26 protein-coding genes and 1 riboswitch are annotated in these 22,552 nt (G+C 42.2%); of the genes, 18 read left to right on the top strand and 8 right to left on the bottom strand.

Annotated features, from left to right (window positions below; all coding sequences use genetic code 11):
- Positions 1 to 107 precede the first annotated feature (107 nt).
- The 3 genes from FKZ59_RS06430 (at position 108) to FKZ59_RS06420 (ending at position 2,388) form a co-directional block, all read left to right on the top strand.
- A complete protein-coding gene (locus FKZ59_RS06430; RefSeq protein ID WP_181733210.1) occupies positions 108 to 1,166 on the top strand; it encodes a site-2 protease family protein in 1,059 nt (352 codons plus the stop codon).
- 56 nt (positions 1,167 to 1,222) lie between these two features.
- On the top strand, positions 1,223 to 1,447 hold the full coding sequence (locus FKZ59_RS06425) for a hypothetical protein (RefSeq protein ID WP_141601925.1): 225 nt from the start codon (positions 1,223 to 1,225) through the stop codon (positions 1,445 to 1,447).
- A gap of 254 nt (positions 1,448 to 1,701) precedes the next feature.
- Positions 1,702 to 2,388 (top strand): DUF2225 domain-containing protein, encoded by a 687-nt coding sequence (locus tag FKZ59_RS06420; RefSeq protein ID WP_141601924.1) that lies wholly within the window; start codon positions 1,702 to 1,704, stop codon positions 2,386 to 2,388.
- A gap of 306 nt (positions 2,389 to 2,694) precedes the next feature.
- Here FKZ59_RS06420 and FKZ59_RS06415 read toward each other — a convergent pair whose 3' ends face one another.
- Positions 2,695 to 3,444 (bottom strand): glucose 1-dehydrogenase, encoded by a 750-nt coding sequence (locus FKZ59_RS06415; RefSeq protein ID WP_141601923.1) that lies wholly within the window; start codon positions 3,442 to 3,444, stop codon positions 2,695 to 2,697.
- A 381-nt stretch (positions 3,445 to 3,825) separates the two neighbouring features.
- On the opposite strand from FKZ59_RS06415, the gene FKZ59_RS06410 reads away from it, so the two are divergent.
- The 4 genes from FKZ59_RS06410 to ssuD are packed head-to-tail and all read left to right on the top strand — an operon-like array spanning position 3,826 to position 7,583.
- Complete coding sequence (locus FKZ59_RS06410) at positions 3,826 to 4,593, top strand: ABC transporter ATP-binding protein (protein WP_141601922.1); 768 nt, start codon at positions 3,826 to 3,828, stop codon at positions 4,591 to 4,593.
- 12 nt (positions 4,594 to 4,605) lie between these two features.
- Positions 4,606 to 5,601, top strand: a complete 996-nt coding sequence (locus FKZ59_RS06405) for an aliphatic sulfonate ABC transporter substrate-binding protein (RefSeq protein ID WP_141601921.1) — start codon at positions 4,606 to 4,608, stop codon at positions 5,599 to 5,601.
- A gap of 1 nt (position 5,602) precedes the next feature.
- Positions 5,603 to 6,424, top strand: coding sequence for an ABC transporter permease (locus FKZ59_RS06400; protein ID WP_141601920.1), 822 nt, complete (start codon positions 5,603 to 5,605; stop codon positions 6,422 to 6,424).
- Between the two features lie 28 nt (positions 6,425 to 6,452).
- Positions 6,453 to 7,583 carry an FMNH2-dependent alkanesulfonate monooxygenase gene (gene ssuD / locus FKZ59_RS06395; RefSeq protein ID WP_141601919.1) on the top strand — a complete coding sequence of 377 codons (1,131 nt, stop codon included), beginning with the start codon at positions 6,453 to 6,455 and terminating at the stop codon, positions 7,581 to 7,583.
- A gap of 161 nt (positions 7,584 to 7,744) precedes the next feature.
- Here ssuD and thiO read toward each other — a convergent pair whose 3' ends face one another.
- Positions 7,745 to 8,890: a glycine oxidase ThiO gene (gene thiO, locus FKZ59_RS06390; protein WP_141601918.1), complete on the bottom strand. Its 1,146-nt coding sequence runs from the start codon at positions 8,888 to 8,890 to the stop codon at positions 7,745 to 7,747.
- A 120-nt stretch (positions 8,891 to 9,010) separates the two neighbouring features.
- Positions 9,011 to 9,118: riboswitch (TPP riboswitch) on the bottom strand.
- A 149-nt stretch (positions 9,119 to 9,267) separates the two neighbouring features.
- On the opposite strand from thiO, the gene FKZ59_RS06385 reads away from it, so the two are divergent.
- The 3 genes from FKZ59_RS06385 to FKZ59_RS06375 all read left to right on the top strand — a co-directional run bounded on the left by FKZ59_RS06385 (position 9,268) and on the right by FKZ59_RS06375 (position 12,759).
- Positions 9,268 to 10,452 (top strand): class I SAM-dependent rRNA methyltransferase, encoded by a 1,185-nt coding sequence (locus tag FKZ59_RS06385; protein WP_141601917.1) that lies wholly within the window; start codon positions 9,268 to 9,270, stop codon positions 10,450 to 10,452.
- 278 nt (positions 10,453 to 10,730) lie between these two features.
- Positions 10,731 to 11,411: a response regulator transcription factor gene (locus FKZ59_RS06380; RefSeq protein ID WP_141601916.1), complete on the top strand. Its 681-nt coding sequence runs from the start codon at positions 10,731 to 10,733 to the stop codon at positions 11,409 to 11,411.
- Positions 11,401 to 12,759, top strand: a complete 1,359-nt coding sequence (locus FKZ59_RS06375) for a sensor histidine kinase (protein WP_141601915.1) — start codon at positions 11,401 to 11,403, stop codon at positions 12,757 to 12,759. The genes FKZ59_RS06380 and FKZ59_RS06375 overlap by 11 nt, the downstream gene beginning before the upstream one ends.
- A 180-nt stretch (positions 12,760 to 12,939) precedes the next feature.
- Here the strand turns inward: FKZ59_RS06375 and FKZ59_RS06370 are convergent, their stop codons facing one another.
- Genes FKZ59_RS06370 through FKZ59_RS06355 form a run of 4 tightly spaced genes read right to left on the bottom strand, consistent with a single transcriptional unit; the run spans position 12,940 to position 15,393 of the window.
- Entirely contained in the window at positions 12,940 to 13,491 is a 552-nt protein-coding gene (locus FKZ59_RS06370) for a ferric reductase-like transmembrane domain-containing protein (protein ID WP_141601914.1), read from the bottom strand.
- A complete protein-coding gene (locus FKZ59_RS06365; RefSeq protein WP_141601913.1) occupies positions 13,475 to 14,422 on the bottom strand; it encodes an FAD:protein FMN transferase in 948 nt (315 codons plus the stop codon). The genes FKZ59_RS06370 and FKZ59_RS06365 overlap by 17 nt, the downstream gene beginning before the upstream one ends.
- Positions 14,397 to 14,639 (bottom strand): hypothetical protein, encoded by a 243-nt coding sequence (locus tag FKZ59_RS06360; RefSeq protein WP_141601912.1) that lies wholly within the window; start codon positions 14,637 to 14,639, stop codon positions 14,397 to 14,399. The genes FKZ59_RS06365 and FKZ59_RS06360 overlap by 26 nt, the downstream gene beginning before the upstream one ends.
- A gap of 13 nt (positions 14,640 to 14,652) precedes the next feature.
- Complete coding sequence (locus tag FKZ59_RS06355; protein WP_141601911.1) at positions 14,653 to 15,393, bottom strand: copper amine oxidase N-terminal domain-containing protein; 741 nt, start codon at positions 15,391 to 15,393, stop codon at positions 14,653 to 14,655.
- A 253-nt stretch (positions 15,394 to 15,646) separates the two neighbouring features.
- Here FKZ59_RS06355 and FKZ59_RS06350 point away from each other — a divergent pair, with 253 nt between their 5' ends.
- Together FKZ59_RS06350 and FKZ59_RS06345 are read left to right on the top strand one after the other, a co-directional pair.
- Positions 15,647 to 16,489 carry an ADP-ribosylglycohydrolase family protein gene (locus tag FKZ59_RS06350; RefSeq protein ID WP_141601910.1) on the top strand — a complete coding sequence of 281 codons (843 nt, stop codon included), beginning with the start codon at positions 15,647 to 15,649 and terminating at the stop codon, positions 16,487 to 16,489.
- A gap of 143 nt (positions 16,490 to 16,632) precedes the next feature.
- On the top strand, positions 16,633 to 17,271 hold the full coding sequence (locus FKZ59_RS06345; RefSeq protein ID WP_141601909.1) for a hypothetical protein: 639 nt from the start codon (positions 16,633 to 16,635) through the stop codon (positions 17,269 to 17,271).
- An 11-nt stretch (positions 17,272 to 17,282) separates the two neighbouring features.
- Here FKZ59_RS06345 and FKZ59_RS06340 read toward each other — a convergent pair whose 3' ends face one another.
- A complete protein-coding gene (locus FKZ59_RS06340) occupies positions 17,283 to 17,909 on the bottom strand; it encodes a LysE family translocator (RefSeq protein WP_141601908.1) in 627 nt (208 codons plus the stop codon).
- A gap of 171 nt (positions 17,910 to 18,080) precedes the next feature.
- On the opposite strand from FKZ59_RS06340, the gene FKZ59_RS06335 reads away from it, so the two are divergent.
- The 3 genes from FKZ59_RS06335 to FKZ59_RS14910 all read left to right on the top strand — a co-directional run bounded on the left by FKZ59_RS06335 (position 18,081) and on the right by FKZ59_RS14910 (position 19,341).
- A complete protein-coding gene (locus FKZ59_RS06335; RefSeq protein ID WP_141601907.1) occupies positions 18,081 to 18,326 on the top strand; it encodes a hypothetical protein in 246 nt (81 codons plus the stop codon).
- A gap of 212 nt (positions 18,327 to 18,538) precedes the next feature.
- Positions 18,539 to 18,889 (top strand): VanW family protein, encoded by a 351-nt coding sequence (locus FKZ59_RS14915; protein ID WP_246045834.1) that lies wholly within the window; start codon positions 18,539 to 18,541, stop codon positions 18,887 to 18,889.
- Positions 18,805 to 19,341 (top strand): VanW family protein, encoded by a 537-nt coding sequence (locus FKZ59_RS14910; protein ID WP_342777675.1) that lies wholly within the window; start codon positions 18,805 to 18,807, stop codon positions 19,339 to 19,341. Before FKZ59_RS14915 ends, FKZ59_RS14910 begins: the two co-directional genes overlap by 85 nt.
- A 150-nt stretch (positions 19,342 to 19,491) precedes the next feature.
- Here FKZ59_RS14910 and FKZ59_RS06325 read toward each other — a convergent pair whose 3' ends face one another.
- Positions 19,492 to 20,370, bottom strand: a complete 879-nt coding sequence (locus FKZ59_RS06325; RefSeq protein WP_328215923.1) for a cation diffusion facilitator family transporter — start codon at positions 20,368 to 20,370, stop codon at positions 19,492 to 19,494.
- A gap of 288 nt (positions 20,371 to 20,658) precedes the next feature.
- On the opposite strand from FKZ59_RS06325, the gene FKZ59_RS06320 reads away from it, so the two are divergent.
- Genes FKZ59_RS06320 through FKZ59_RS06310 form a run of 3 tightly spaced genes read left to right on the top strand, consistent with a single transcriptional unit; the run spans position 20,659 to position 22,504 of the window.
- Entirely contained in the window at positions 20,659 to 20,847 is a 189-nt protein-coding gene (locus FKZ59_RS06320) for a PLD nuclease N-terminal domain-containing protein (RefSeq protein WP_141601906.1), read from the top strand.
- The gene (locus FKZ59_RS06315; protein ID WP_141601905.1) at positions 20,844 to 21,728 is read left to right on the top strand and encodes an ABC transporter ATP-binding protein; all 885 of its coding nucleotides are present in this window, start codon (positions 20,844 to 20,846) and stop codon (positions 21,726 to 21,728) included. Before FKZ59_RS06320 ends, FKZ59_RS06315 begins: the two co-directional genes overlap by 4 nt.
- Complete coding sequence (locus FKZ59_RS06310) at positions 21,725 to 22,504, top strand: ABC transporter permease (protein WP_141601904.1); 780 nt, start codon at positions 21,725 to 21,727, stop codon at positions 22,502 to 22,504. The genes FKZ59_RS06315 and FKZ59_RS06310 overlap by 4 nt, the downstream gene beginning before the upstream one ends.
- Positions 22,505 to 22,552 lie beyond the last annotated feature (48 nt).

The raw sequence follows: 22,552 nt of genomic DNA, 5'->3' as shown, positions 1-22,552 counted from the left end.
ATAGGATGAAACAATTTCGCTATAATAAACGTATTTAAAATTAAACGTTTTACATAAGATTACTTTTTATAAAATTTGTGATGATACTGAACAGCTGGAGTGATATTATGGAAGCTTCAAGAAAGAAAAATTCGATTTGGGGCATCCTCAGCGTAGCCGCCCTTTTTTTGGTCGGCAAATTAAAATGGCTGCTTCCGTTCCTAAAATTTCTCAAATTAAAAACCTTGATCAGCATGTTGATTTTCTTGGGAACTTATGCGGCATTGTATGGATGGAAATTTGCGGTGGCCCTTGTATATTTGATATTTGTACACGAATGCGGCCATCTCTATGCCGCAAGGAAATTAAACATCCCGACGAGTCCGGCGATTTTTATCCCCTTCATGGGCGCGGTCGTTGGAACGAAGAAACAGCCGAAGAATGCCAAGGAAGAAGCTTTTATAGCATATATGGGTCCGTTATTTGGGCTGCTTGCCTTTTTGCCCGCCGTACCGTTGTACATGTTTACAAAAGACAGTTTTTGGGCATTGGTAATCGTGTTGGGTTCAATCCTTAACCTGTTCAATCTGATTCCGATCACACCTCTTGACGGGGGACGTATTGTTTCCGCCATCAGTACAAAATTGTGGGGGCTTGGTTTGATTCTGCTTTTGGTTTTTGCCATTTGGAGCCAAAGTTTTTTGGCGTTTGTCATGATGTTTTTGGGGCTTTTTCAATGGTCTTCCATTCGGAAAATACAAAAAAATATTAGTGACGACCGGAAACGTGTAATAGAATATCAAGAGATGCTTGCTTCATTGAAAAATATCGCGGAAACTTCCACTTACGAACATTTGCAATATTTCGCCAAATCCTTGGAAAAGAATCTGAAAGAAGAAAGGGAATTGCTGGAAACATTGGATATATTAAATGATGAACAAGAACATGAAAAAGAAATGTCGGAAGAAGAAAGGGAAAGAACAAGAGAACAAAAGAAACAGGCGTTTATTTCTGGCTTTGAACGGGAAGTGGAGAACATACATAAACGGGTTGAACAAACGGCTTCCTATTATCAAACAGACGGTAAAACCAAACTTTTTACCTTTCTGATTTATTTCGGGCTGGCTGCGGTTTTAGGAATCAGCAGTTATTTAAGCTTTTCTTTGCTTCCTCCTGCTTTGGAGTAATGTTCAAAAATACAGCATTCGGATTCAGGCTCATTAAAAATGGAGGGGGATTGATTATGAAAGTAAATTTATTTTTCATTCGATTGTCAGTAATTATCATGATTATTTTTGGCGGCGTATTCATGATCCGCTATTTCGCAAAAGGCGAGCTTTTATTAGACCAGCTGATTGGCGCTTCGGCCGGTTTGATTCTCCTCATTTCCTCATTGATTTGGAGAAGATATGGAATATCGGGCAGGAAAAGAATGAATCATGATATGAAAAATTCATTGCCAGATTAATAAAGTTGCAAACGCGCACCATTCCGGATGGTGTGCGTTTTTTGATTTCATGGTCAAACCATGCGTTTGCAAAATCTCTCTTGCTTCATAAATTTCTGCAATTTTAATGAAATTTTCCTATTTTCATCATCAAAATATCAGGGTTAAAAGTTATAATATAAAGAAAGACCTTGGATTCATAGTCTATTTATTCATTGTTATAAATTTCCTATTATTCTCCATTTTTTTGAAAAATTTAAAGGGATTGGTATGATATGTCATTTAATCTGGATTATTACGAAAGCAAGATGGTGTGCAATTTTTGCAGGAAGAGTTATACAACATATAAAGTCCGCCCCGGCCGTTTTAAAGTGAAAGGGCAGGATATGGATTTTATGCCGATATACGAAGGGGTGAATCCCTTGTTATATGAAGTGGCTGTTTGTCCGCATTGCGGATACGCCTATCATAAGTCGATGACGCGGACTTATGGGCCATTTCTTTCCCTCGCCGGTGAAAGTTATATCAACAAATTGCAAAAGGTGATGAACCTTTGCAGAGAACGGACAATTGATGAAGCCGTTGCAAGTTATCAAATGGCTTATTTGGTCGCAAAAGCTTCCATGGAAGAAGAACTTGTCTTGGCGAATTTCGCCTTAAAAATTGCCTGGCTGTATCGGTTAAAACAAGATCGGATGTCCGAAAAGCGCTATCTGCAGTCGGCAAGGGACTTGTTCAATAAGTCCCGCGCAGCCAACAAAGAGAGCGAAGAAAAAATACAATATTTGGTTGCGGAAATAAGTCTCCGATTAGGGGATCTTGCGGAAGCGAAAAGGGGATTTTCCCGGTTGTTAACTGGCAGGGAAATTTCAAATAAATACCGGAACTTTGCCCGGAAACGATGGGAAGAGTACAAATATCAGCATCAGGAGGCGGCAGAAAACAACATTAACTTTCTGTAGCAAATGGAGACTCTTGATATCACCGGGTTCATCTAATGAAAATTCATTCGAAGAAAGCCATTCCTTTCTGGAGAAGCACGGGATTGATTTTGTTATTGTGCAGCGCGGCAATCTCCCGTTCATCCACGGTCGGAAACGGGGGTTTCTTTTCCGATTTCTTTGGTCGGTGTCTTTTCTTTGGGCTGCCGCGTTTTTCCTGCGGATTCGAAACATAAAAAAACCGATGCTGGCGTAAAAATGTCATATAAAAAAGGAGAAGCCGCGAACCATGAAAACAACCCGCATAGTTCAGGCTTCTCCTATTTTTTATTCCACATAAATCATTTTTCTCGTCATACCGCCGTCGACAACCAGATTGATGCCTGTAACAAAGTCGTTTTCTTTTGACGTTAAATAGAGGCATGCTCTGGCAATATCATCCGGTTTGCCTACACGTTTTGAGAAATGCTGTTCATGGTCGATTCTCCGCAATTTTGAATAATCGCCCGTTTCAATCCAGCCCGGAGAGATGGCATTGACGGTAATCCGATATTCGCTGAATGATGCGGCCAGGGCGTGGGTCAAAGCGACAATGCCGCCTTTGGAGGCCGCATAAGCTTCCGAATTCGGTTCGGACATAATGGCGCGCGTGGAGGCGATATTCACAATTGCACCGCCATCCCGGTTCTGCCGCATATATGTTGCCGCTTCCCTCGAAGCCAGGAAGACGCTTCGTAAATTTGTATTGATAATGTTGTCCCATTCTTCGACCGTTAATTCGAACGGGGATTTAAATACCGATATGCCCGCATTATTGATTAAAATATCGATGCGGCCATATGCTTCATGGGCAGCTTTCATTAACCGGACAATATCTTCTTCCACTCTGACATCGGTTTTTACGAAAATTGCTTTTCCGCCCTGTCCTTTGATTTGTTGAAGAACTTGATTTCCGCCATGTTCATCGATATCAGCGATAACGACATTCGCGCCTTCTTTCGCGTAAAGCGACGCAATCCCTTTTCCAATCCCGTTTCCTGCACCTGTAACAATCACGGTTTTATTTGAAAATCCCATGGCATTCACTTATCCTTCTTTCATATTTACTGAAATAATATCATAGAGAATCTGAGGAAGGAAAATCATTGCATTGTTAGATCTTGCTTGAGAATTTTTGTCCTTTTTGAAGTGTCAAGGCACTGAAATAATGAGTTTGTGATAATGCAAGAGAAAAACGAATGAAAACCAGCAAAGAAAAAGTATTGACATTTTTATACGATTATTTTATATTAAACATATAAAACTACTAGGTATTAAACAATATTAAGTCTCTGCTTAGTAAAATCAGAAATAATAAACAAGACTTGCCAGACAACTGGAGGTCTTCATACATGCCATTCATGATAAACGCATGGTGAAGGTCTCTTGTTGTCTTTTTTTATTGGGGGAGGTTTATGTATGGGGGTAAAGATTTCGATTCAAGAAAAGAACTTTCGCATTGAACAAGAACGGAAGCTTGTGCTCGACGATATTCAGTTGACGCTTAATAAAGGAGATTTTTTAACGATTATTGGGCCGAGCGGTTGCGGCAAAAGTACGTTGCTGAAAATCGTGGCCGGACTGGATACGGATTACCGCGGTGCCGTCATCGTCAATGGACGTCAAGTGGAAAAGCCGGGGATTGCTCAAGGGTTTATTTTTCAAGAACATCGTTTGTTTCCTTGGATGACGGTGGAGCAAAATATCGCGGCAGACTTAAATCTGAAAGATCCGGAAGTCCGCGAAAAAGTGGATGAAATAATAGAAATTGTCCGGCTCAAAGGCTATGAGAAAGCATATCCAAGCGAAATTTCGGGCGGTATGTCGCAACGGGTAGCGATAGCGAGGGCTCTTATCCGGGATCCGGAAATATTGTTGCTCGATGAACCGTTTGGCGCATTGGACGCGTTCACACGCCAACATTTGCAGGATGTGCTCATCGATATTTGGCAACGCAAGAAGATCACGATGATGCTTGTAACCCATGATATTGACGAGGCGGTGTATCTTGGGACACATATTGCGATTTTGAGTGCAAATCCGGGAAGAGTGGAAAAGCTCGTCCCTGTTGAATTAAGTTATCCGCGCTCAAGAACAAGTCCTTCATATCAGGATGTAAGACAGCGGGTATTACAGGAATTTGAAAAAACGGAATATGAAAAATATCGGGATGGAGAAGGCATCTAGGAGGTATGGATTATGAAAAAACGATTTCTATTTATGTTAGCATTGTTTGCTTTGTTATTGGCTGCTTGTTCATCTGATTCGGAAAGTGAAAATAAAAACAGTTCATCTTCAACAAAAACTATTAATCTGGGAATTCAGCAAGTCCTTTCCCCTTTGTGGATAGCAAAAGAAAAAGGATGGCTGGAAGAAGCGTTTGAAGAAGTCGGAGTTAAAATCAATTGGACTGAATTCCAAAGCGGCCCCCCTCAATTTGAAGGTATTGCCGCAGGGAAACTGGATATTACAGAGGTAGGAAATACACCGCCGCTTTCTGGGCAAGCAGCAGGCATTGATTTTAAAGAAATAGCGTTATTATCCAAAGGTAAAACCAATAATGCAGTTTTAATTCCGGAAGATAGCGACATTAAATCTATTAAAGATTTAATAGGAAAAAAAGTTGCCGTTGCGAAAGGAAGCAGTGCTTATGGTTTGTTATATGAAGCTTTTGATAAAGAGGGGGTTGACCCGTCAAAGGTTGAGATTATCCAGCTTCAGCCGGATGAGGCGCAGCCTGCATTTGAAAATGGCACAGTGGATGCATGGGCTACATGGGAACCGTTTATTTCCTATCAAACTGTAGGGAATCATGCAAAAGCGCTGATAAAATGTGAGGATATTGGTGTATTTAGTCCATTGTTCACCATTGCGCGGACAGATTTTATAGAAGAAAATCCTGAGCTGGTATCTATTTATCTGAAAGTATATAAAAAGGCGACCGATTGGCTGAATGAGCATCCTGAGGAAGCGGTGCAATTTTTTGCAGACTTAAAAGGGCTTGACCCTGTCGTTGTGGAGGAAGTCTTAAAAAATACGCCATATGAGATGCAAGTCATTGAGGAAGATGTCATTGAGAGCCAACAGAGAGTGGCGGATTTGTTTGTGGAACAAGGCGTATTTGGCAACAAAATCGATGTGGAAACAGTAGTGGAGAACCGATTTATTGAGAAATTATTAAAAGGTGGTGAGTGATATGGTCCGGGCTCAGGCATTGAATAAGCCGATTGCCGGCGGGAAAAAAGCAAAAAAATCATCGGCGGCTTGGGGAAAAGGATTGGTTTTCCCGCTGCTTGTAATCATCATTTGGCAAATAGTTTCTTCAAGCGGTCTTGTTTCCGTAACAGTTCTTCCAAGTCCTCTTCAAATTGTATCAACTTTTTATCAGTTGATTATTAGCGGTGTGTTATTGGAACATTTGCAGATTAGCATCTATCGTGCTGCAGCAGGCTTTTTGCTCGGAGGCGGCATCGCCTTGATTCTTGGCTTTCTTGTAGGTTTCTCAAAGCAATTTGAAAGCTATTTAGATCCAACGATGCAAATGCTGAGAACAATTCCAAGCTTAGCGGTAACCCCATTATTTATCTTGTGGTTTGGATTAGATGAATTATCGAAAATATTGCTCATCGCATTTGCGTCATTCTTTCCGTTATATGTAAACACTTATAATGGCATACGTTCTGTTGATATGAAACTTTTTGAAGTGGCGCAAGTATTGGAATTTAGTAGATGGAAAAAGGTTACTAAATTAATTCTGCCATCAGCCCTTGGCCATATTCTTGTCGGAATTCGCCTATCCCTTGGAATTGCTTGGCTCAGCCTTGTTGTGGCTGAGTTGATGGGATCCAGTTCAGGGGTCGGATATATGATTATGGATGCACGACAGTTTTCCCAGACAGATAAGGTATTCGTCGGCATCATCATTTTCGGAGTGGTCGGAAAATTAACTGATTCCCTTGTCCGTTTATTGGAGAAAAAATTGCTGAAATGGCAAACCAACTTTGAAGGTGTTGAATAACAAATTCTTATAAAAAGGAGAGAGTGTGATGGACTTTTTCTGGTTTATTCCAACTTATGGAGACGGCAGATATTTAGCTACAACGAAAGGTGCACGCGAAACAAATTTCCCGTACATTAAGCAAATTGCGCAAGCGGTTGATGAGCTTGGCTACGAAGGAGTATTGATTCCGACAGGAAAATCATGCAACGATCCTTGGGTAACAGCGTCAGCGTTGTCAACAGTGACTCAAAAGTTAAAATTTTTGATTGCGGTTCGTCCAGGGGTGATGAAACCGACTGTTGCGGCACGTATGGCAGCGACGCTCGATCAAATTTCAAATGGACGTTTGTTGATCAATGTTGTTGCCGGGGGAGATCCGGTGGAACTGGCCGGAGACGGCATATTCGCTTCCCATGATGAACGTTATGAAATCACAGATGAATTTTTGGATATTTGGCGCGCCTTGTTGGCGGAAGAAAAAGTGGATTATGAAGGAAAACATTTGAAAGTGGAAGGCGGGGAAATCATGTTCCCTGGCATCCAAAAGCCTCACCCACCAATTTACTTCGGCGGTTCATCCGATGCGGGAATCAAAGTGGCGGCAAAGCATTCCGATGTGTACTTGACATGGGGGGAACCGCCTCGACAAGTGAAAGAGAAAATTGAAAAAGTCCGGGCAGAAGCGGCAAAACATGGCCGTGAAGTAGAATTTGGGTTGCGTGTCCATGTCATTGTCCGGGAAACAAATGAAGAAGCGTGGAAGGCGGCAAACGACTTAATTAAATACGTTGATGATGAGGCGATTAAAAAAGCCCAAGAAGTGTTTAAACGCTACGATTCAGTCGGACAAAAGAAAATGACAGAATTGAACAAAGGGGAACGCGGCAATCTGGAAATCTACCCAAATTTATGGGCAGGGGTCGGCCTTGTGCGCGGAGGCTGCGGAACAGCAATTGTTGGAGATCCGGAAACAGTGGCGGAACGCATCCGCGAATATCAGGAAATTGGCATCAATAAGTTTGTTTTATCAGGCTATCCTCATTTAGAAGAAGCATATCAATTTGCAGAGCTTGTATTCCCATTGCTGGGTTATAAGCAAGATAAAAAATCAACCGGCGCTCCAAAGGGAGAAGTTGTTGGCTACGATTATACTGCCGAGAAATTGGCGCGAGTGTAAAATTATATTTGATTATTACTCATGTCTAAAATCTGAACTTTACTGTTTTCAAAAAAATAAGGCGAATGGGAAGAGAAAAAGGTTCTCCCATTCGCTTTGTTGTTTTGAAATTAAACTTTGCGAAAAGAGCGAATAAATAAAAAGATTCGAGCCGTATATTTTCAGTTTATCAGAGTGATTGTGTCTTGTTCTGCATGCCGGGTCAATGAAAACGGCGATAAATCGATCCCCGTTTCTTTCCTCTCAACCAAGTCTGCCATCAGACGGCCGGTGAGTGCGCAAAGCAAAATGCCGTTCCGGTAATGGCCTGCCGCGACAAACAGTCCTTGCCGCTCCGGATGTTCCCCGATGTATGGCAAGCCGTCTTTTGTCTGCGGACGGATTCCGCCCCATGTTTTGATCCATTCAGCTTGTTGGATGTCCGGTACAAGAGCGGTTGCGCGGTGAAGCAGACTTAGCACTCCGCCAGCGGACACACGGCCGTCATATGTCTCCGGTGTAGAGGTCGCGCCAATAAGAAGTTGATTGCCCCGCTTCGGTACGATATAGCAGCCGTTTTTGGCAAAAATGGTTGTCCGCAGCAATGGAGCCTGTGTGCGTACCATGAGGCATTCCCCTTTGACCGGATACATGGCAAGAGGAAGGCCGATCATTGCCCCGAGCCGTGCAGTCCAGGCACCCGCGGCGATGACAACCGCCCCGGCGGCAAACGTCCCATTCGTTGTATCGACGAGATGGATGCCGTCTTCGGAACGAATGTTCAATACCTCTGTATAATCATACAGCTGGGCGCCGGCCGAAATCGCGGCATATCCGAGGGCCCTGGCCAAATCCGGAGCGCTCACTTGCCCGTCGCCTTCAATGTACATGGCTCCAACAATTGCTTCTTTTGCAAGAGACGGCTCCATCTCAACCGCTTCCTCTTTCGTCAGCCAGCGCACCGGATAATCCGTTTCTCGCCAGAATTCAAAATGGCGTTGGAGCTCTTCCGCTTCTTTCTCTGTGGTTGCAACTTTGATCATTCCTTTTTCCACAAGGCCGATATCAATCCCTGTCCGATCCTTCAGCTCTACCGCCAAGGATAGCATAAGGGCCCGGCTTTTTAGGGCGAACGGCACGAGCGGACTTGGCGAGAAAAACTCCGATTGCGCCCCCAGCATGCCGGCTGCCGCACTTGATGCTTCGCAAGCCGCTGTCCGTTTTTCTAATATGGCGACCCGGTGCTGCCGTTTGGAAAGTTCGAAGGCTGCCGCGGCACCAATTACCCCGCCGCCGACAATCACGACATCATAATGTTGAACACTCATTTGAACCTCTCCCCTCAATATAAAGCAGTTTCTATAATAAAAAAGCCGCTTTCTTTACGGACGAGCGTAAAGAAAGCGGCATGAGCCCACAATTTATGATGGCAACGCCATGTTGCCCTTGTAAACTCCTCTCCACTTCCCTACGCTGGTATTACCCAGATCAGGTGCTAAGGGTCTCAAAGGCACACTTTGATCTCAGCCTTTCTGAAGGCACCCCTAGTGGATGTTTCAACATCATGCAATTTTTAATTTACGTTTATCATATCACTCCACTGCCGGTTGTCAACCGACTTTCTGCCCAATGTTTGCGCAGTTTTGCGGGATTCGCTATTATTATAACGCAACGACTGACAATCGAATGGGAGTGAAACAGATAGATGGCAAAAGTTGTTTTGAACCGGAAACGAAAGAAGCGTCTTGAACAAGGCCATCCTTGGGTTTTCCAAAGCGAAGTCGATTATATCGAAGGAGAAATCACGCCCGGAGACTTCGTTGATATCTATAACCATGAGGGATTTTGGCTGGCGAAAGGATATATCAATCCGGCTTCACAAATCATTGTGCGTGTGATGACGCAGAACCCCGATGATGAACTGAATGAACAGTTTTTTGTCAACCGCATCCGCCAGGCGTGGGCATACCGCGAACGAATGATACCGGGTGTCCGTTCCTGCCGCGCCGTCTACGGGGAAGCTGATTTTTTGCCGGGTCTCATTGTCGATAAATATGAGGACGTTCTTGTGGTGCAAATTTTGGCGCTCGGAATGGAAAAACATAAAGATTGGATTTTGACCGGTTTGCTTGAAGTATTTGAACCGAGGGCCATTTATTTGCGCAATGATGTAAACGTACGGGAATTGGAAGGTTTGGAGAAAGAAAAAGGTTTTTGGTATGGGGAAGCGGAAACGGAAATTGAAATCGAGGAAAACGGCGTCAAATATATTGTCGATATTGAAAATGGCCAAAAAACCGGCTTTTTCTTCGACCAGCGGCAAAACCGCGCCGCCATCCGCCCGCTGATCGGCCCGGACACAACGGTGCTTGACTGCTTCACCCATACCGGTTCATTTATGTTAAACGCCTGCCTATATGGGGCAAAACATGTCACTGCCGTGGACATTTCCGAACATGCGATTGAAACGGCGAAACGGAACGCGGCCTTAAACGGCTTTACAAACGTCGACTTCGTGGTCGACAATGCGTTTGATTATTTGCGCCAGGCAGTGCGCAACGGCAAACAGTGGGATGTCGTCATCCTTGATCCGCCGGCATTTGCGAAATCGGCCAATGCCGTCCGGAAAGCGCTGCGCGGTTATAAAGACATCAATCTTAATGGATTGAAGCTTGTCAAAGACGGCGGCTTTTTAGTCACTGCAAGCTGCTCATACCATGTCCGCCCTGACAAGTTCCGGGAGATGATTGCCGATGCGGCGTTTGATGCCAAAAAAGTGTTGCGCGAAGTGTATTGGAGCGGCGCCGGCTATGACCATCCCAAATTGCTCGCCGCCGATGAAGGGGACTATTTGAAATTCGCCATTTATGAAGTGCATTCGAGACGTTGAAGAAAACGCTTAAGGGCTGACCTTAAGCGTTTTTTATTATTCCCGGAGGAGAAGTTTTTCTTTGGGCTGCCGGATGAAACAGCATTCGGACAGGTCGGCCCATTTCTTTATCAAAGTTGTGCAGAAAAATTGAATCACTCCGTACAAATAAGGTTGCCGAATGCAGATATAAAATAAAAAGCCTTTAATTATCCTTGAAGTATAAGAAATTTTCAATTTCTTTTCAGATTTTTTTGATACGCTAATAAAAAAGACTGTACTCAAGAAGGTGAAGATGAATGAACATATTATTTGCCGAAGATGATGAGCACTTGGGGAAAATGGTCTATCATTTATTGAAAAAGGAATATGGACGGGTGGATTGGGTAAAGGATGGCCAAAGCGCCTATGATTATGCCATGTTCACGGACTATGACGTCATCATTTTGGACTGGATGATGCCGGAATTAAGCGGCCTGGAAGTGTGCAAACGTCTAAGAGAAAACGGTTATAATGGAGGCATTTTGTTTTTGACCGCCAAAGATTCCGTTGAAGATGTGGTGGAAGGATTGGATTCGGGGGCGGACGATTATTTGATCAAGCCTTTTAAATTTGAAGAGCTTGTTGCAAGGATACGGGCATTGTCGCGAAGAGTCGACAAACCTTTTGAAGAGACTTTAACATTTGACGATTTGGAGCTGAATTTAAATACCCATGAAGTGAAAAGAAACGGCAAAGTCATTGAACTTTCAAAAAAAGAATACGAATTGCTGGAATTGTTGCTCCGAAATAAGCATCAAGTATTGCCGCGGGAAATGATTATCGAGAGAATTTGGGGATTTGATGCGGAAATTACAGATAACGCTTTGGATGCCTTGGTGAAACTGCTGCGAAAGAAAGTGGATGTGCCCGGAAAACCGTCCATCATTAAAAATGTGAGAGGCGTCGGCTATAAATTGAGGGATCAAAATGGAATTTAAGAAGGTCAAATTGAAACTTACATTGATTTACACGGGATCGCTTTTACTTATCCTAATTATTTTCATTACTGTGCTCTATCTTTTTATTTCCAATGCGATTAACAAACAGGAAGTCCAAGAATTGGAACGTTATTATGAAAGCGAACGCCATGAATTCATCGAAGAGTTATTTAAAAGATATAGGGGAGGTGAAATAAAACAAATACTGGAGGGGAAACGTAAAAAAAGAGTTATTGTGGAAGAGTATGGAGAACCGGAACGCGAAGAACCTGACTACGACGAAGAGGAAATTGAAGAAATTGAACCGGTGAAATATAGGCCGGAAAGGGATATATTTTACTACGTATTTGACACGGATTTCCGTTTAATCGAAGGGGAAGAAACCGTCCAAGACTTTGCAAAATATATTGGAGAAACGGGTTTCCGTCCACAGGCTTCAGCGATAGTAAAAGAAACAGAGTGGAACAAAGCGCATGTGCTTTTTATCTACTATCCTCTTAAAATTGACGGGCAATTAATCGGCAGTGTGATTGTCGGAAAGAATATAACAGATGAAAAGCATCTCATTCAAAACATCGTTTGGATTTTATTGTTCCTGACGGTTGTATTTAGCTTGCTGTTTGCCCTGGCCGGAAGTTTCTTTGCAGAGCAGGCGATGAAGCCGATTCAACGGTCTTATGAAAAACAAAGGAAATTTGTTTCCGACGCTTCCCATGAACTTCGTACGCCGCTAAGCGTTTTTTATAGCTCCATTGATGTTTTGGAAAGCGAAGAACAGGAAAATTTGAGCCCGTTTGGCAGACAAGTGCTGGAAGATATGAGACAGGAAGCGGAAATGATGCATAAATTGCTGGATGATTTATTGTTTTTGGCAAGAAGCGACCAGGACCGTGTTGAACTGAATATAGAGGAATTGGATCTTTCTTCAATGATCCGTTCTTTATTAAATCGATTTAAAAGAACCCTTCCATCCCATCTTGCATTGGAAGAAAAGATTCAAGACGGCGTGGTGATGAAAGGGGATAAGGCGAGAATCCAGCAGCTCGTTTATATATTGCTGGATAATGCGGTCCGCTACACAAAAGAAGGTTCCATTACTTGTTCGCTGGTTTGCCGGGAGGAAAAAATCGTACTGAGCGTAAAGGACACGGGAATCGGGATTTTGCCAAAAGATTTGGAGCATATTTTTGAACGTTTTTATCGTGGAGATGCTTCAAGAAAAAGAAACGGAACGGGCCTTGGACTGGCCATTGCCAAGACGATTGTAGAGGCGCATGGCGGGGAGATTGGGGTGAAAAGCGAAGTAGGGAAAGGAACCGAGTTTATTATTACATTCCATAAAAAATAAAGAAAAGGTGACCGGAAAAATCTTTCCGGTTGCCTTTTCTTTTTAATTTGAATAAAAAAAACCCCTGCAGCGGCAGGATTCGTCTCCAAATCACGATTTATATGAATGAGGGGTTCAATTTTCGTGTTAGGATGGGTTTGTTATGGCCACTGCAAGGGTGGAAAAACGGTTTTCAAAAGATTAACTTGCTTTATGGCTATTTACGGCTTTCACTTTGCCTTCAAGAATCCGCATAACAAGCAAAGCCGTAATCAAAACGATGCTCGCGCAATAGATGAAGATGGCCCAGACCTGTCCGGAATCCGTTCCAATGAAGATGCCATGGAGAGTCATGAAGACCCAGGCAGGGAACACAAGGAAATGAAGTTTTTTCCAAAGCTGAAAACCGAGTTTTTTCATGAAGAAATCGGAAGTGGCCATGACGATTAAGAACAGATAGAAGGAGAGGGTTCCGATTCCGGAATGGAAAGGTTCGTTTTCAGCCGCAAATGGAATCAACAATTCCACAATATTATAAGGAACATATTTGTCTACCAATAGCAAAGTTCCATGGAACACAACGGTCAATACTCCGGTCCAACCGCTGATTTTGTGGAGTTCCATCAAAAGCGGTTTGTGGTTTTGAAAATCGGATAATTTCTGCATACCGCCGGCCATAATGGAAAGGGTCAATAGAAAATAGGCAAGAAAGCCTGAAGCGCGTATGAGATTCCAGTTAGTAAACACGTCCATAAGTTTTATTCCCTCCTGTTATGATGTTTCCATCGGATTTCACAAGCACATAGCTGAACTTTTTGCTGATGTTGGAAAGAATCGAATCAATCGAATCATCCTTTGACATAAAGCAAACTTTGGCACCGACTTCGGCATCGATGCAATGCTCCATTACTACCGTTGCCTGGACAATGTCCGTTTCAACGGGCATGCCGTTTCTTCCGTCCAATAAATGATGTTTTTTCCGATTTCCTTGCATCCAGCTGCGGTACACGATGTTTGATGTGGCAATTCCCGCGTTTTGGATGGAAAATGATCCGATCGTCCGGCTTTCATCAAAAGGATTTTTGATTCCTATTTTCCATGTTTTTTGTCCATCCGACCAAATGGCCATATCGCCGCCGCCGTCCACGATGCCGTATTTGCTGCCGGTATGCTGCTTCAGCCATTTTGCGGCAGCTTCGACTGCATATCCTTTTGCGATTCCGCCTAAATCAACTTTTTGGTCCGTATTTTTTGTGATTTGAAAATCTCCTTTGAAAACAAGCGGGTTGTTTTCATATTGATAATGGATGGCTGATTCTTCATGTTTTGCTGAAACAAAAGGGAAGGATCGGGAATAACCGTGGCTTTCCAAAGGAATGAGCATGTAGGGGGAGAATCTGCCCCCTGTTTTTTGCCGATACTCTTCAGCTTTTTTCAGCATGTCGTAAAGAATGGGGGAAACACGGATGGTCTGATTCCGTTTGGCTTCATTAAAACGCCAGAGTTCATTGTTTTTGCGGAATCTTGAAAATTCCTGATTGATATATTCCAGGAAGGAAATGACTTCCCCCTTCCATTCAATTCCATTGTGGTTTTCGATGTTTATACGAAAAGTGGTATTCATGATATTTAATTGGAGGGACTCCATTTCAGCGTTATTATGATCTTCTAGTAGAGAAATCATAGTAATCGGCCCTTTGTTCGAGAGTAAAGTTGCTCCAATCAAGTTGGACAAGTTCTTTTTCGCGTTCGCTCATGGAATCATTGACTTCCGTAACCATGCCGATATTGTTCGTGTTTGAAGAATAAACTGGTGTATCATCCAATTGCCCTAATACAAAGGCAGTAAATGCAGTACCTGCAATGCCGACGATCCATTTCGCTTTTTTTCCTGGTTTCATTTCCATCACCTCATTATTTAAATTGCTCCAAAGTGAATGTACCTGTGCTTTCGTCCCAGTCTACGCTGTATCCAAAGGCATTGGCAATCACAGAAACAGGAAGATATACAGTTTTTTCATAATAAATGGCTTTGGTTGGCAATGGTGTTTTGACCATGTTTTCGTAAGCAGCATTCGTACCGGCTCTTACGATCAATTCTTCTCCATTTTTCGAAAGTTCCAAAATTCGGCTTTGGCCGTAGAATTTGCTTTTGATTCCGAGAAAGTCGGCCATTTTTTCTCCGGAAACGAGCAATTGTCCGTCAGAAGGCAGTACTAACAGGTTTGTTGTTTTTCCGTCCAATTCAAAAGGAACGGTTTTCGCTTCCTGAACAGGAAGGTTATTGCTTACAGTGACGTTCGTATCTCTTGTCCAAATGTTCCAGTAGGAAGGTCGGCCTAAATTTCCTTGGAAATTGTATTCGGATCTTCCCCATTTGTAATCATCGTCATCGTCGTCATCATGTTTTCTGAATTTCTCGCCGAAATAATCATCATTGTCATCATATTTTTCGAATTTTTCGCGGTAGTGGTAATCCGCTTGATCAACTTTGTAGTTATCAATTTTGTAGTAACCGTCATGATCAACGTTGAGATAATTGTAGTCATCTTTATATTTGTGGTGATCTTTCGCATAGGCAATAACATTCACAGACAAAAACAAAAGACAGAGAATGCTGCAGAAAACAACCCACTTTGAAATTCTCGTTTTCATCTTCACTTCTCCTCCTTTTGTCTTTCATTCTAGACGGCGTTTCTGAAAATAAAATGAAAGCAAGGAGAAAATTAAAAAATTTTTTTGAATTCATTTATGAAGCTATAAGGAAGGGGTGTTTAGAAAAATTTTTTGAAGGGGGTTTATTGAGCTTTTTGATTCCATTCAATGGAAAAGTGATTATAATTAATGGTAGGGATAATTAGGTACAAATGCCCAATGGAAACTTAAAAGGAGTGCGAATTGAAGCCGGATGATTGGCGCAATTATTGGTGATATCGCAGGTTCCCGTTTCGAGTTGAATAACTATAAAAATAAAGACTTCGACCTTTTTACAAAAGATTGCAAAGTGACGGATGACAGCATCATGACACTTGCAGTAGCGAAAGCCATCATGGAAACAGAGAAAAAGTTTAAACCTTCCTATAGAAATATAAATCCCGCTTATTATTTGGAAATTGAAAAATCAAGCGTTCAATATATGCAAGAAATTGGCCGGAAATATCCAAATTGCGGTTATGGGGGCATGTTCAAAAAATGGGTTTACAGTGACAAGCCGGAGCCTTACAACAGCTTTGGGAATGGCGCGGCGATGCGGATTAGCCCGGTCGGATTTGCAGCGGAGACGGAAAAAGAAGTGACTCTGCTTTCCGAAGCGGTTACACGGGTGACCCATAATCATCAAGAAGGAATAAAAGGCGCCGAAGCGGTGGCTGTCAGCATTTATATGGCTCGCAACGGGTTTTCAAAAGAAGAAATCCGGAGAAAAATTGAGAGCAATTATTACCCATTGGATTTTACGATTGATGAAATCAGGGATTCCTACGGGTTTAAATTGTCCTGCCAGGAAACGGTTCCGCAAGCAATCAAAGCATTCCTGGAATCCACTTCCTTTGAGGATGCCGTGCGTACGGCCGTTTCGATTGGCGGCGACAGCGACACGTTGGCCGCCATCAGCGGAGCCATTGCGGAAAGCTATTATGGTGTCCCGGCCGACTTGAAAGAAAAGGCGCTGACTTACCTCGATGATGAACTTCGATCCATTTATCATGATTGGGAAGAATTTTATGAACGAAAGCAAGTTTCAGGTTTTTAATCAGTATCAAACATGAACGGAAAAGAAAGGGCCTTGCATGATTGCAAGGCCCTTTCTTTTTTGCAGAAAATCGAATCCATTTCAAGGTTTTATTCGTACTTAAAATAGAAAAGTGGAATTCTAAGGAGATTAAGGTGTGTCAAATGAAAGAGATATTCATGAACATTCGGAAAGCGGAACAGATTCCTTTATCCAAAAAGATATGGTATACCGGTTTTATTTTGCTCTGCGGAATCAGTCTGGGCATTATTTCAAAGTTCCTGGATATGACGGCCGTCAATGGCCTGCCTTCTTTCCTGCAAACTTTGGATTTAGGAAACTTCTTTTCACGTTTGGGAGTCTGGATTTTCTTGGGAACGGTAATTGCCGTATACAGCAAATCCCCACTAAGGGCGGGACTGAATGTATTTTTGTTTTTTGCCGGTATGGTCGCCAGTTATTATGTTTATACCGTGGCGGTAGCCGGCTTTTTTCCGAAGTCCTATATGATGATTTGGGTATTCCTGACTTTCCTTTCTCCGATAATGGCAGGAATTTGTTGGTATGCAAAAGGGGACAGCATTGTTTCAATCATCATTTCATCCGTGATCCTTATGGTGATGGCAAGCCAGACTTTTGTGTTCGGATTTTGGTATTGGGATTTGATAAACCCGTTGGAATTGCTGCTTTGGATTGCTACGATATTGGTTTTATATCAATCCCCCCGTCAAATTGCGAAGGTAATCGTTACAGGAATGTTTCTATTCTTGATTGTTGGAAGCCGGATCCCTTTGCTTTATTGAATTGTCGACGTTTAATTTGCTTTTTCCAATGCCAATTTGATTCCAAACCCGATAATGATGGAACCGGTAATCCCTTCAATGAGATGTTTGGCAACGGGTTTTTTCATCAATGCGCTGATATGATGGATTAAATAAATATAGATGAACAGCCAGACGGCCGACAATAAAGTGAAGGTGATGCCCATGATTAAAAAGGGAAAAACGGTGCCGCTTCCCGGTTTCACGAATTGAGGGAAAAAGGATAGAAAAAAGATGGCGACTTTCGGATTGAGGATATCCGTCAGGAACCCCTGTTTAAAACAAGGGGTTTTTTCATTGTCAGGGATCATCACGTGAACTTCTTCTTTTTCCCCCTTTTTCATTAATGACCACAAGATTTTTGCGCCCAGGTAAATCAAATAGACTGCTCCGGCATATTTGATGATGGAAAATAAAATGGCCGATTTGACAATAATTGCCGATAAGCCAAGTACGGCCGCCATTGTGTGAATCAGCAGGGCGCAAAGGATGCCCAAAGAAGTTTTTATTCCTCCAATCCGATGGCAAAGGAGTGTATTTTTTGTCACAACCGCGGTATCCGGACCTGGCAAAATAATTAGAAAAATGCTCATGAGGACAAACAGATAATAATTTTCCAAATTTGGCTGCTTCCTTTCTTTGGATGAATTCTTACAACGTATTATATAAAAATCACTTTGCGAATTTAAGATGATATGGGAATTTTGAAGGTTTTTTTCTATTCGTAATAGAAATATTGAATAAGATGGTTTCCGTTTGAATAAAAAGATAAGGGAATGGGAGGGATGGCGATGATGCTTTTCGGTGCGACGGTAGGAAATGTCGGAGATGTATTGGCGGCAATCTTTCTTTTGGGATTTATCATAATAATGATTATGATTGGTGCTTTACTATTGAACATGTATAAGAAAAATAAAAAACGTTTAGAAGAGCTGATAATGCTTGAAAAACAACAAAATATCATTTTGAAAAACCGGGCGGATGATATAAATGAACGTTTAAGCAGAATCGAAAGATTATTAAAGGAGAAGAATTAATTTAAACCGGGGATATTCCTTATTTCAGATGTTACTTTCGCAAGCAAAATGTTGGCAATAAAAAGCAGGCTGTAAAATCAAATGAGAGATTACGGCCTGCTTTTTTCTATTATTTTTCTAAAATTTCAAATTTTTTATATTTTTTTACAAAACACTTTGTCATATATTTAATATAAATAAAGTAATATGATTTGATAGAAAGATGGATTGATTTGAGATTATCTGAAATTCATCCAATTTTCTATCATGCCAGAATAGAACAAAAGAGGCTTTTCCGGACAATCGCGGATTTAAAAGACAGAAAGCGTTTTGCCAAAACGCGGGAATTAAACTCCACTTTTCCTTACACTTGCAAAAAACACCAGTCCTTATTAAGAAGAAAATTGGGAAATAGCGATCCCCGGTTGCAAGAAAATAAAATTACCAATCTAAAGATTGCGACGGGTGAAATTGACGGCGTCATCATCAAACCGGGGGAATCTTTTCCTTCTGGAAACTTGTCGGGCGGACAACGAAGTCAAAAGGTTATATTGAAGGCATGCTGCTTAAAATGGGAGAAGTAAAAACGGGGATTGGCGGAGGAATTTGCCAACTAGCCAACCTGCTTTATTGGATGGCCCTGCATACGCCACTCGTAGTGATAGAAAGACATCACCATAGTTTCGACCCGTTTCCTGACTCCGGGCGCATCCTTCCGTTTGGAAGCGGGGCAAGCGTCTTTTATAATTATGTGGATTTGCGGTTTTATAATCCGACCGATTACTCTTTTCAAATCAAAGTATGGGTGACTGACAAGCATTTAAAAGGGGCCATCTATGCCAATGAAGAAATGCCGTACTCATATCATATCGAAGAAAGAAATCATCGTTTTTTGCAAAGAGAAGGGAAAAACTATCGCCAAAATGAAATTTGGCGAAAAACATACGATAAGAGAACAGGAAAAATGATTAAAGAAGAATTGCTGATCAAGAACTTTTCGGAGGTAAAATATCCTATACCTGATGAGTACCTTTAGCAAAACGGATGCGGATGTTATGAATTTGATGAGGTTAGAGAAAATGTAAATATTTAGAATAACATCCTTAATCTCTTGGGATATGCGGATTCAGGGAGTGCTTTCCTATCAACGAAAAGTGCCGGGCACCTTGAAGCGCCAGGCACTTTTTTATCTCTTTTCAATTTGGATCGTCATATGATGCAATGAAAATTCATCGTGAAGCATCTTCTGGATTTTCCGCAAAACGGCCTGTTCATCCGCATCTTGTGCAACAACTACATGGCAAGTGAAAGATGGATAGTCGGATGTGATCAGCCAGAGATGCAAATCGGCCACATCCACTACTTCTTCAATCTCAAGCAGTTTTTCTCTAATGATAAGGGTCGATAATTCCCTCGGTGCGGCTTCCATAAATATGTTGAAAGATTCCCTCACCACCCGAAAACCGCTGGTGCTGATGACCGCCGCAACAATCATGCTGGCGATGGGGTCTGCCAACTTCCAACCGAAAAACAAGATGATGAGAGCCGCGGTAATCGCCCCGACGGAACCGAGCATATCTCCCAATACATGGAGAAATGCACTTTTCACGTTTAAATTATCTCCTTTTCCTCTATTTAAAATAAAAGCAACCGCTATATTGACCAAAAGGCCGATCACTGCCACAATCAGCATTCCCGTGCTGGCGATTTCGGGCGGTGCCGTAATGCGGTGAATTGCCTCAACCACAATAATAAGAGCTATGCCAATCAATGTCATCCCGTTCAGGAGGGCGGCGAATATTTCAATTCTGCGGTATCCGTAAGTTTTTTTACTGTTCGCTTCCTTTTGTCCAATGATGAGGGCCAACAAGCTGAATCCCAAAGATAAAGAGTCCGTCAACATATGGCCGGCATCCGACAACAAAGCCAGGCTGTTTGTGATCAGCCCTCCAGCCACTTCGACCATCATAAAACCGGTGATAAGAATAAAAGCCCATTTTAGCGCATTTTTATTTTTGTTATCTTCCAGCTGGCCGTGGTAATTAAAATGATTTGGATCCATCATAAAGAACACTTCTTTCCATATTTGTTTACTTCTACTCACAGCAAAAACGGGCGACAAAATTTTTTGGCAAAATCTTATTTCTATATTTTCTTTTGTTTTATTGTCAGTCTGCAATTATGAATGTTCAAATCGTAACTATTATTTTATATTAATTTGCTCTTTTTTTCATTATCATAAGAAAAGAAGGGATTGGTTCTGACACTTTGGAAAGAACAGATTTTTTCCCTTCCAGCAAAAAGCGGCGGATTTATAATCCGGCATGCCATTGAAAGGTGGAGAGGTTCGATAATGATGGATATCAATTGGGCGCTAGTTGCCCCTTTATTGGTGATTCAAGTGGTTTTGCTGATTGTTGCGCTGGTTGATTTAATACGCATTGAATCGACGAACGGGCCGAAGTGGGTTTGGGCTTTGGTCATCATCTTTTTTAATATCCTTGGGCCGATTGTGTATTTTATCTTTGGGAGGAAATCATGATTACCGTTCAACATTTAACGAAAAATTTTGGTGCGCAAACAGTGGTATCCGATGTTTCCTTCACCCTTGAAGACGGTTCCTTTACGGCGCTTATTGGCCCGAATGGCGCAGGAAAAACAACGATATTGTCCATGCTTGCCGGTTTGTTGAAGCCAACCGGCGGATCCGTAAAAATGGAGGGAATAAAAGATATCCGGAAAGAAATCGGTTTTTTGCCCCAATATCCACAATTTTATCCATGGCTGACGGGAGTGGAATTCATTGAACTGACGGCAAAGTTAAGCGGAATTTCTGCAAGAGGGGCCAGAAAAGAAGCGGAAAAAGTGTTGGAATTTGTGGGCCTTAAAGACGCCATCCACAAAAAAACCGCTCAATACTCCGGAGGGATGAAACAACGGCTTGGCATCGCGCAGGCGATTGTTCATAAACCGAAGCTGCTGTTATTGGATGAACCTGTATCTTCCCTCGATCCGGTTGGAAGAAGGGAAATCATGAATCTGTTGAAACAATTGCAGCGCGGATCCACGATATTGTATTCGACTCATATATTAAATGATGCGGAAGAAATGACCGATCAACTTCTCTTTTTGAAAAAGGGGAAGGTTGTGGAAAAAGGTTCGTTAAATGAAATTCGGGAAAAATTTGATGTACCCCGTATCCGTATCCAATTTGCGGGAGTTGAAGAAGCGGCCGGATACTCTTCCCAAACGGAGTGGCCCACTGAGGTTGAAGGAAATGTTGTTTATGTCTATATAAAAGATCATTTCCCCACAATGCAGCAAGTTATGGGCGAGCTTTCCAATTCTCCATTTACGGTAGTAAAGGTGGAAAGGGATAGGTTGAGCCTTGAAGAGATTTTCATGAAGGTGGTATCACCATGAGGACATTCGCTGTGTTATTCCAAAAAGAGTTGCGGGAAAGTTGGCGCAGTTTCAAATTTTTATGGATGCCGCTCCTTTTTATATTTCTTGGCATCTCGGATCCAATTATGAATTATTATATGGAAGATATTTTAAATGCGGTGGGAAATTTGCCGGAAGGGTTCACCATCACATTGCCTGATTATGCGCCTGCGGATATTTTGCTTGCTTCCACTGGCCAGTTTCAATCCATCGGTTTGATTGTGCTTGTCGTTATTGCGGCAGGAATGATCAATCGGGAGAGGCAGAATGGAACAGCGCTTTTCATCTATGTACGGCCCATTTCATTTGCAGCCCTGTATTTCAGCAAGTGGGCGGTAATCAATTTGCTTGCTGTCTTAAGCGTCATTTTGGGGTATGGGGCGAGCATGTACTATACAGCCATTTTATATGGGACCGTTGAGCCTCTTCTTTTTATTCAAATGGTTGCAAGTTATTGTGTATGGATTTTATTTGCGACCACCATCGCCCTTATGTTCAGTGCGATGTTCAAAACTGCCCTTTCCATTACATTCACGGTGATTGTCTTGCCCATAGGCGTCCTGGTCCAGTCGTTGATCGGTCAGTTTTGGAACGTTTCACCGTGGAAATTGGCGGATTACAGCGTCCAATTATTAACGCAAAGCGAAAACGAATATTATTTGAAAACATTGCTGTTAACGATCATTTGCACAGTCATCTTTATATTGATCGGCATCCTGTTCACCCGGAAAAATGCTTCCTCTGTGAAAGTATAAAATAAAGGGAGACTTTTTCATCATCAAGAAAAGGTCTTCCTTTTTTAT

Origin of the sequence: Ureibacillus terrenus, assembly GCF_006569205.1 — a bacterium.
GTDB lineage: Bacteria > Bacillota > Bacilli > Bacillales_A > Planococcaceae > Ureibacillus > Ureibacillus terrenus.
Note: the sequence above shows the minus strand (reverse complement) of the source record. Positions and strands in the feature narration are given on the sequence as shown.

Coding starts and splice junctions, on each gene's coding strand:
- FKZ59_RS06430 (WP_181733210.1), top strand. CDS start 108: ATGGAAGCTTCAAGAAAGAAAAATTCGATTTGGGGCATCCTCAGCGTA.
- FKZ59_RS06425 (WP_141601925.1), top strand. CDS start 1,223: ATGAAAGTAAATTTATTTTTCATTCGATTGTCAGTAATTATCATGATT.
- FKZ59_RS06420 (WP_141601924.1), top strand. CDS start 1,702: ATGTCATTTAATCTGGATTATTACGAAAGCAAGATGGTGTGCAATTTT.
- FKZ59_RS06415 (WP_141601923.1), bottom strand. CDS start 3,444: ATGGGATTTTCAAATAAAACCGTGATTGTTACAGGTGCAGGAAACGGG.
- FKZ59_RS06410 (WP_141601922.1), top strand. CDS start 3,826: ATGGGGGTAAAGATTTCGATTCAAGAAAAGAACTTTCGCATTGAACAA.
- FKZ59_RS06405 (WP_141601921.1), top strand. CDS start 4,606: ATGAAAAAACGATTTCTATTTATGTTAGCATTGTTTGCTTTGTTATTG.
- FKZ59_RS06400 (WP_141601920.1), top strand. CDS start 5,603: ATGGTCCGGGCTCAGGCATTGAATAAGCCGATTGCCGGCGGGAAAAAA.
- ssuD (WP_141601919.1), top strand. CDS start 6,453: ATGGACTTTTTCTGGTTTATTCCAACTTATGGAGACGGCAGATATTTA.
- thiO (WP_141601918.1), bottom strand. CDS start 8,890: ATGAGTGTTCAACATTATGATGTCGTGATTGTCGGCGGCGGGGTAATT.
- FKZ59_RS06385 (WP_141601917.1), top strand. CDS start 9,268: ATGGCAAAAGTTGTTTTGAACCGGAAACGAAAGAAGCGTCTTGAACAA.
- FKZ59_RS06380 (WP_141601916.1), top strand. CDS start 10,731: ATGAACATATTATTTGCCGAAGATGATGAGCACTTGGGGAAAATGGTC.
- FKZ59_RS06375 (WP_141601915.1), top strand. CDS start 11,401: ATGGAATTTAAGAAGGTCAAATTGAAACTTACATTGATTTACACGGGA.
- FKZ59_RS06370 (WP_141601914.1), bottom strand. CDS start 13,491: ATGGACGTGTTTACTAACTGGAATCTCATACGCGCTTCAGGCTTTCTT.
- FKZ59_RS06365 (WP_141601913.1), bottom strand. CDS start 14,422: ATGATTTCTCTACTAGAAGATCATAATAACGCTGAAATGGAGTCCCTC.
- FKZ59_RS06360 (WP_141601912.1), bottom strand. CDS start 14,639: ATGAAACCAGGAAAAAAAGCGAAATGGATCGTCGGCATTGCAGGTACT.
- FKZ59_RS06355 (WP_141601911.1), bottom strand. CDS start 15,393: ATGAAAACGAGAATTTCAAAGTGGGTTGTTTTCTGCAGCATTCTCTGT.
- FKZ59_RS06350 (WP_141601910.1), top strand. CDS start 15,647: ATGATTGGCGCAATTATTGGTGATATCGCAGGTTCCCGTTTCGAGTTG.
- FKZ59_RS06345 (WP_141601909.1), top strand. CDS start 16,633: ATGAAAGAGATATTCATGAACATTCGGAAAGCGGAACAGATTCCTTTA.
- FKZ59_RS06335 (WP_141601907.1), top strand. CDS start 18,081: ATGATGCTTTTCGGTGCGACGGTAGGAAATGTCGGAGATGTATTGGCG.
- FKZ59_RS06325 (WP_328215923.1), bottom strand. CDS start 20,370: ATGATGGATCCAAATCATTTTAATTACCACGGCCAGCTGGAAGATAAC.
- FKZ59_RS06320 (WP_141601906.1), top strand. CDS start 20,659: ATGATGGATATCAATTGGGCGCTAGTTGCCCCTTTATTGGTGATTCAA.
- FKZ59_RS06315 (WP_141601905.1), top strand. CDS start 20,844: ATGATTACCGTTCAACATTTAACGAAAAATTTTGGTGCGCAAACAGTG.
- FKZ59_RS06310 (WP_141601904.1), top strand. CDS start 21,725: ATGAGGACATTCGCTGTGTTATTCCAAAAAGAGTTGCGGGAAAGTTGG.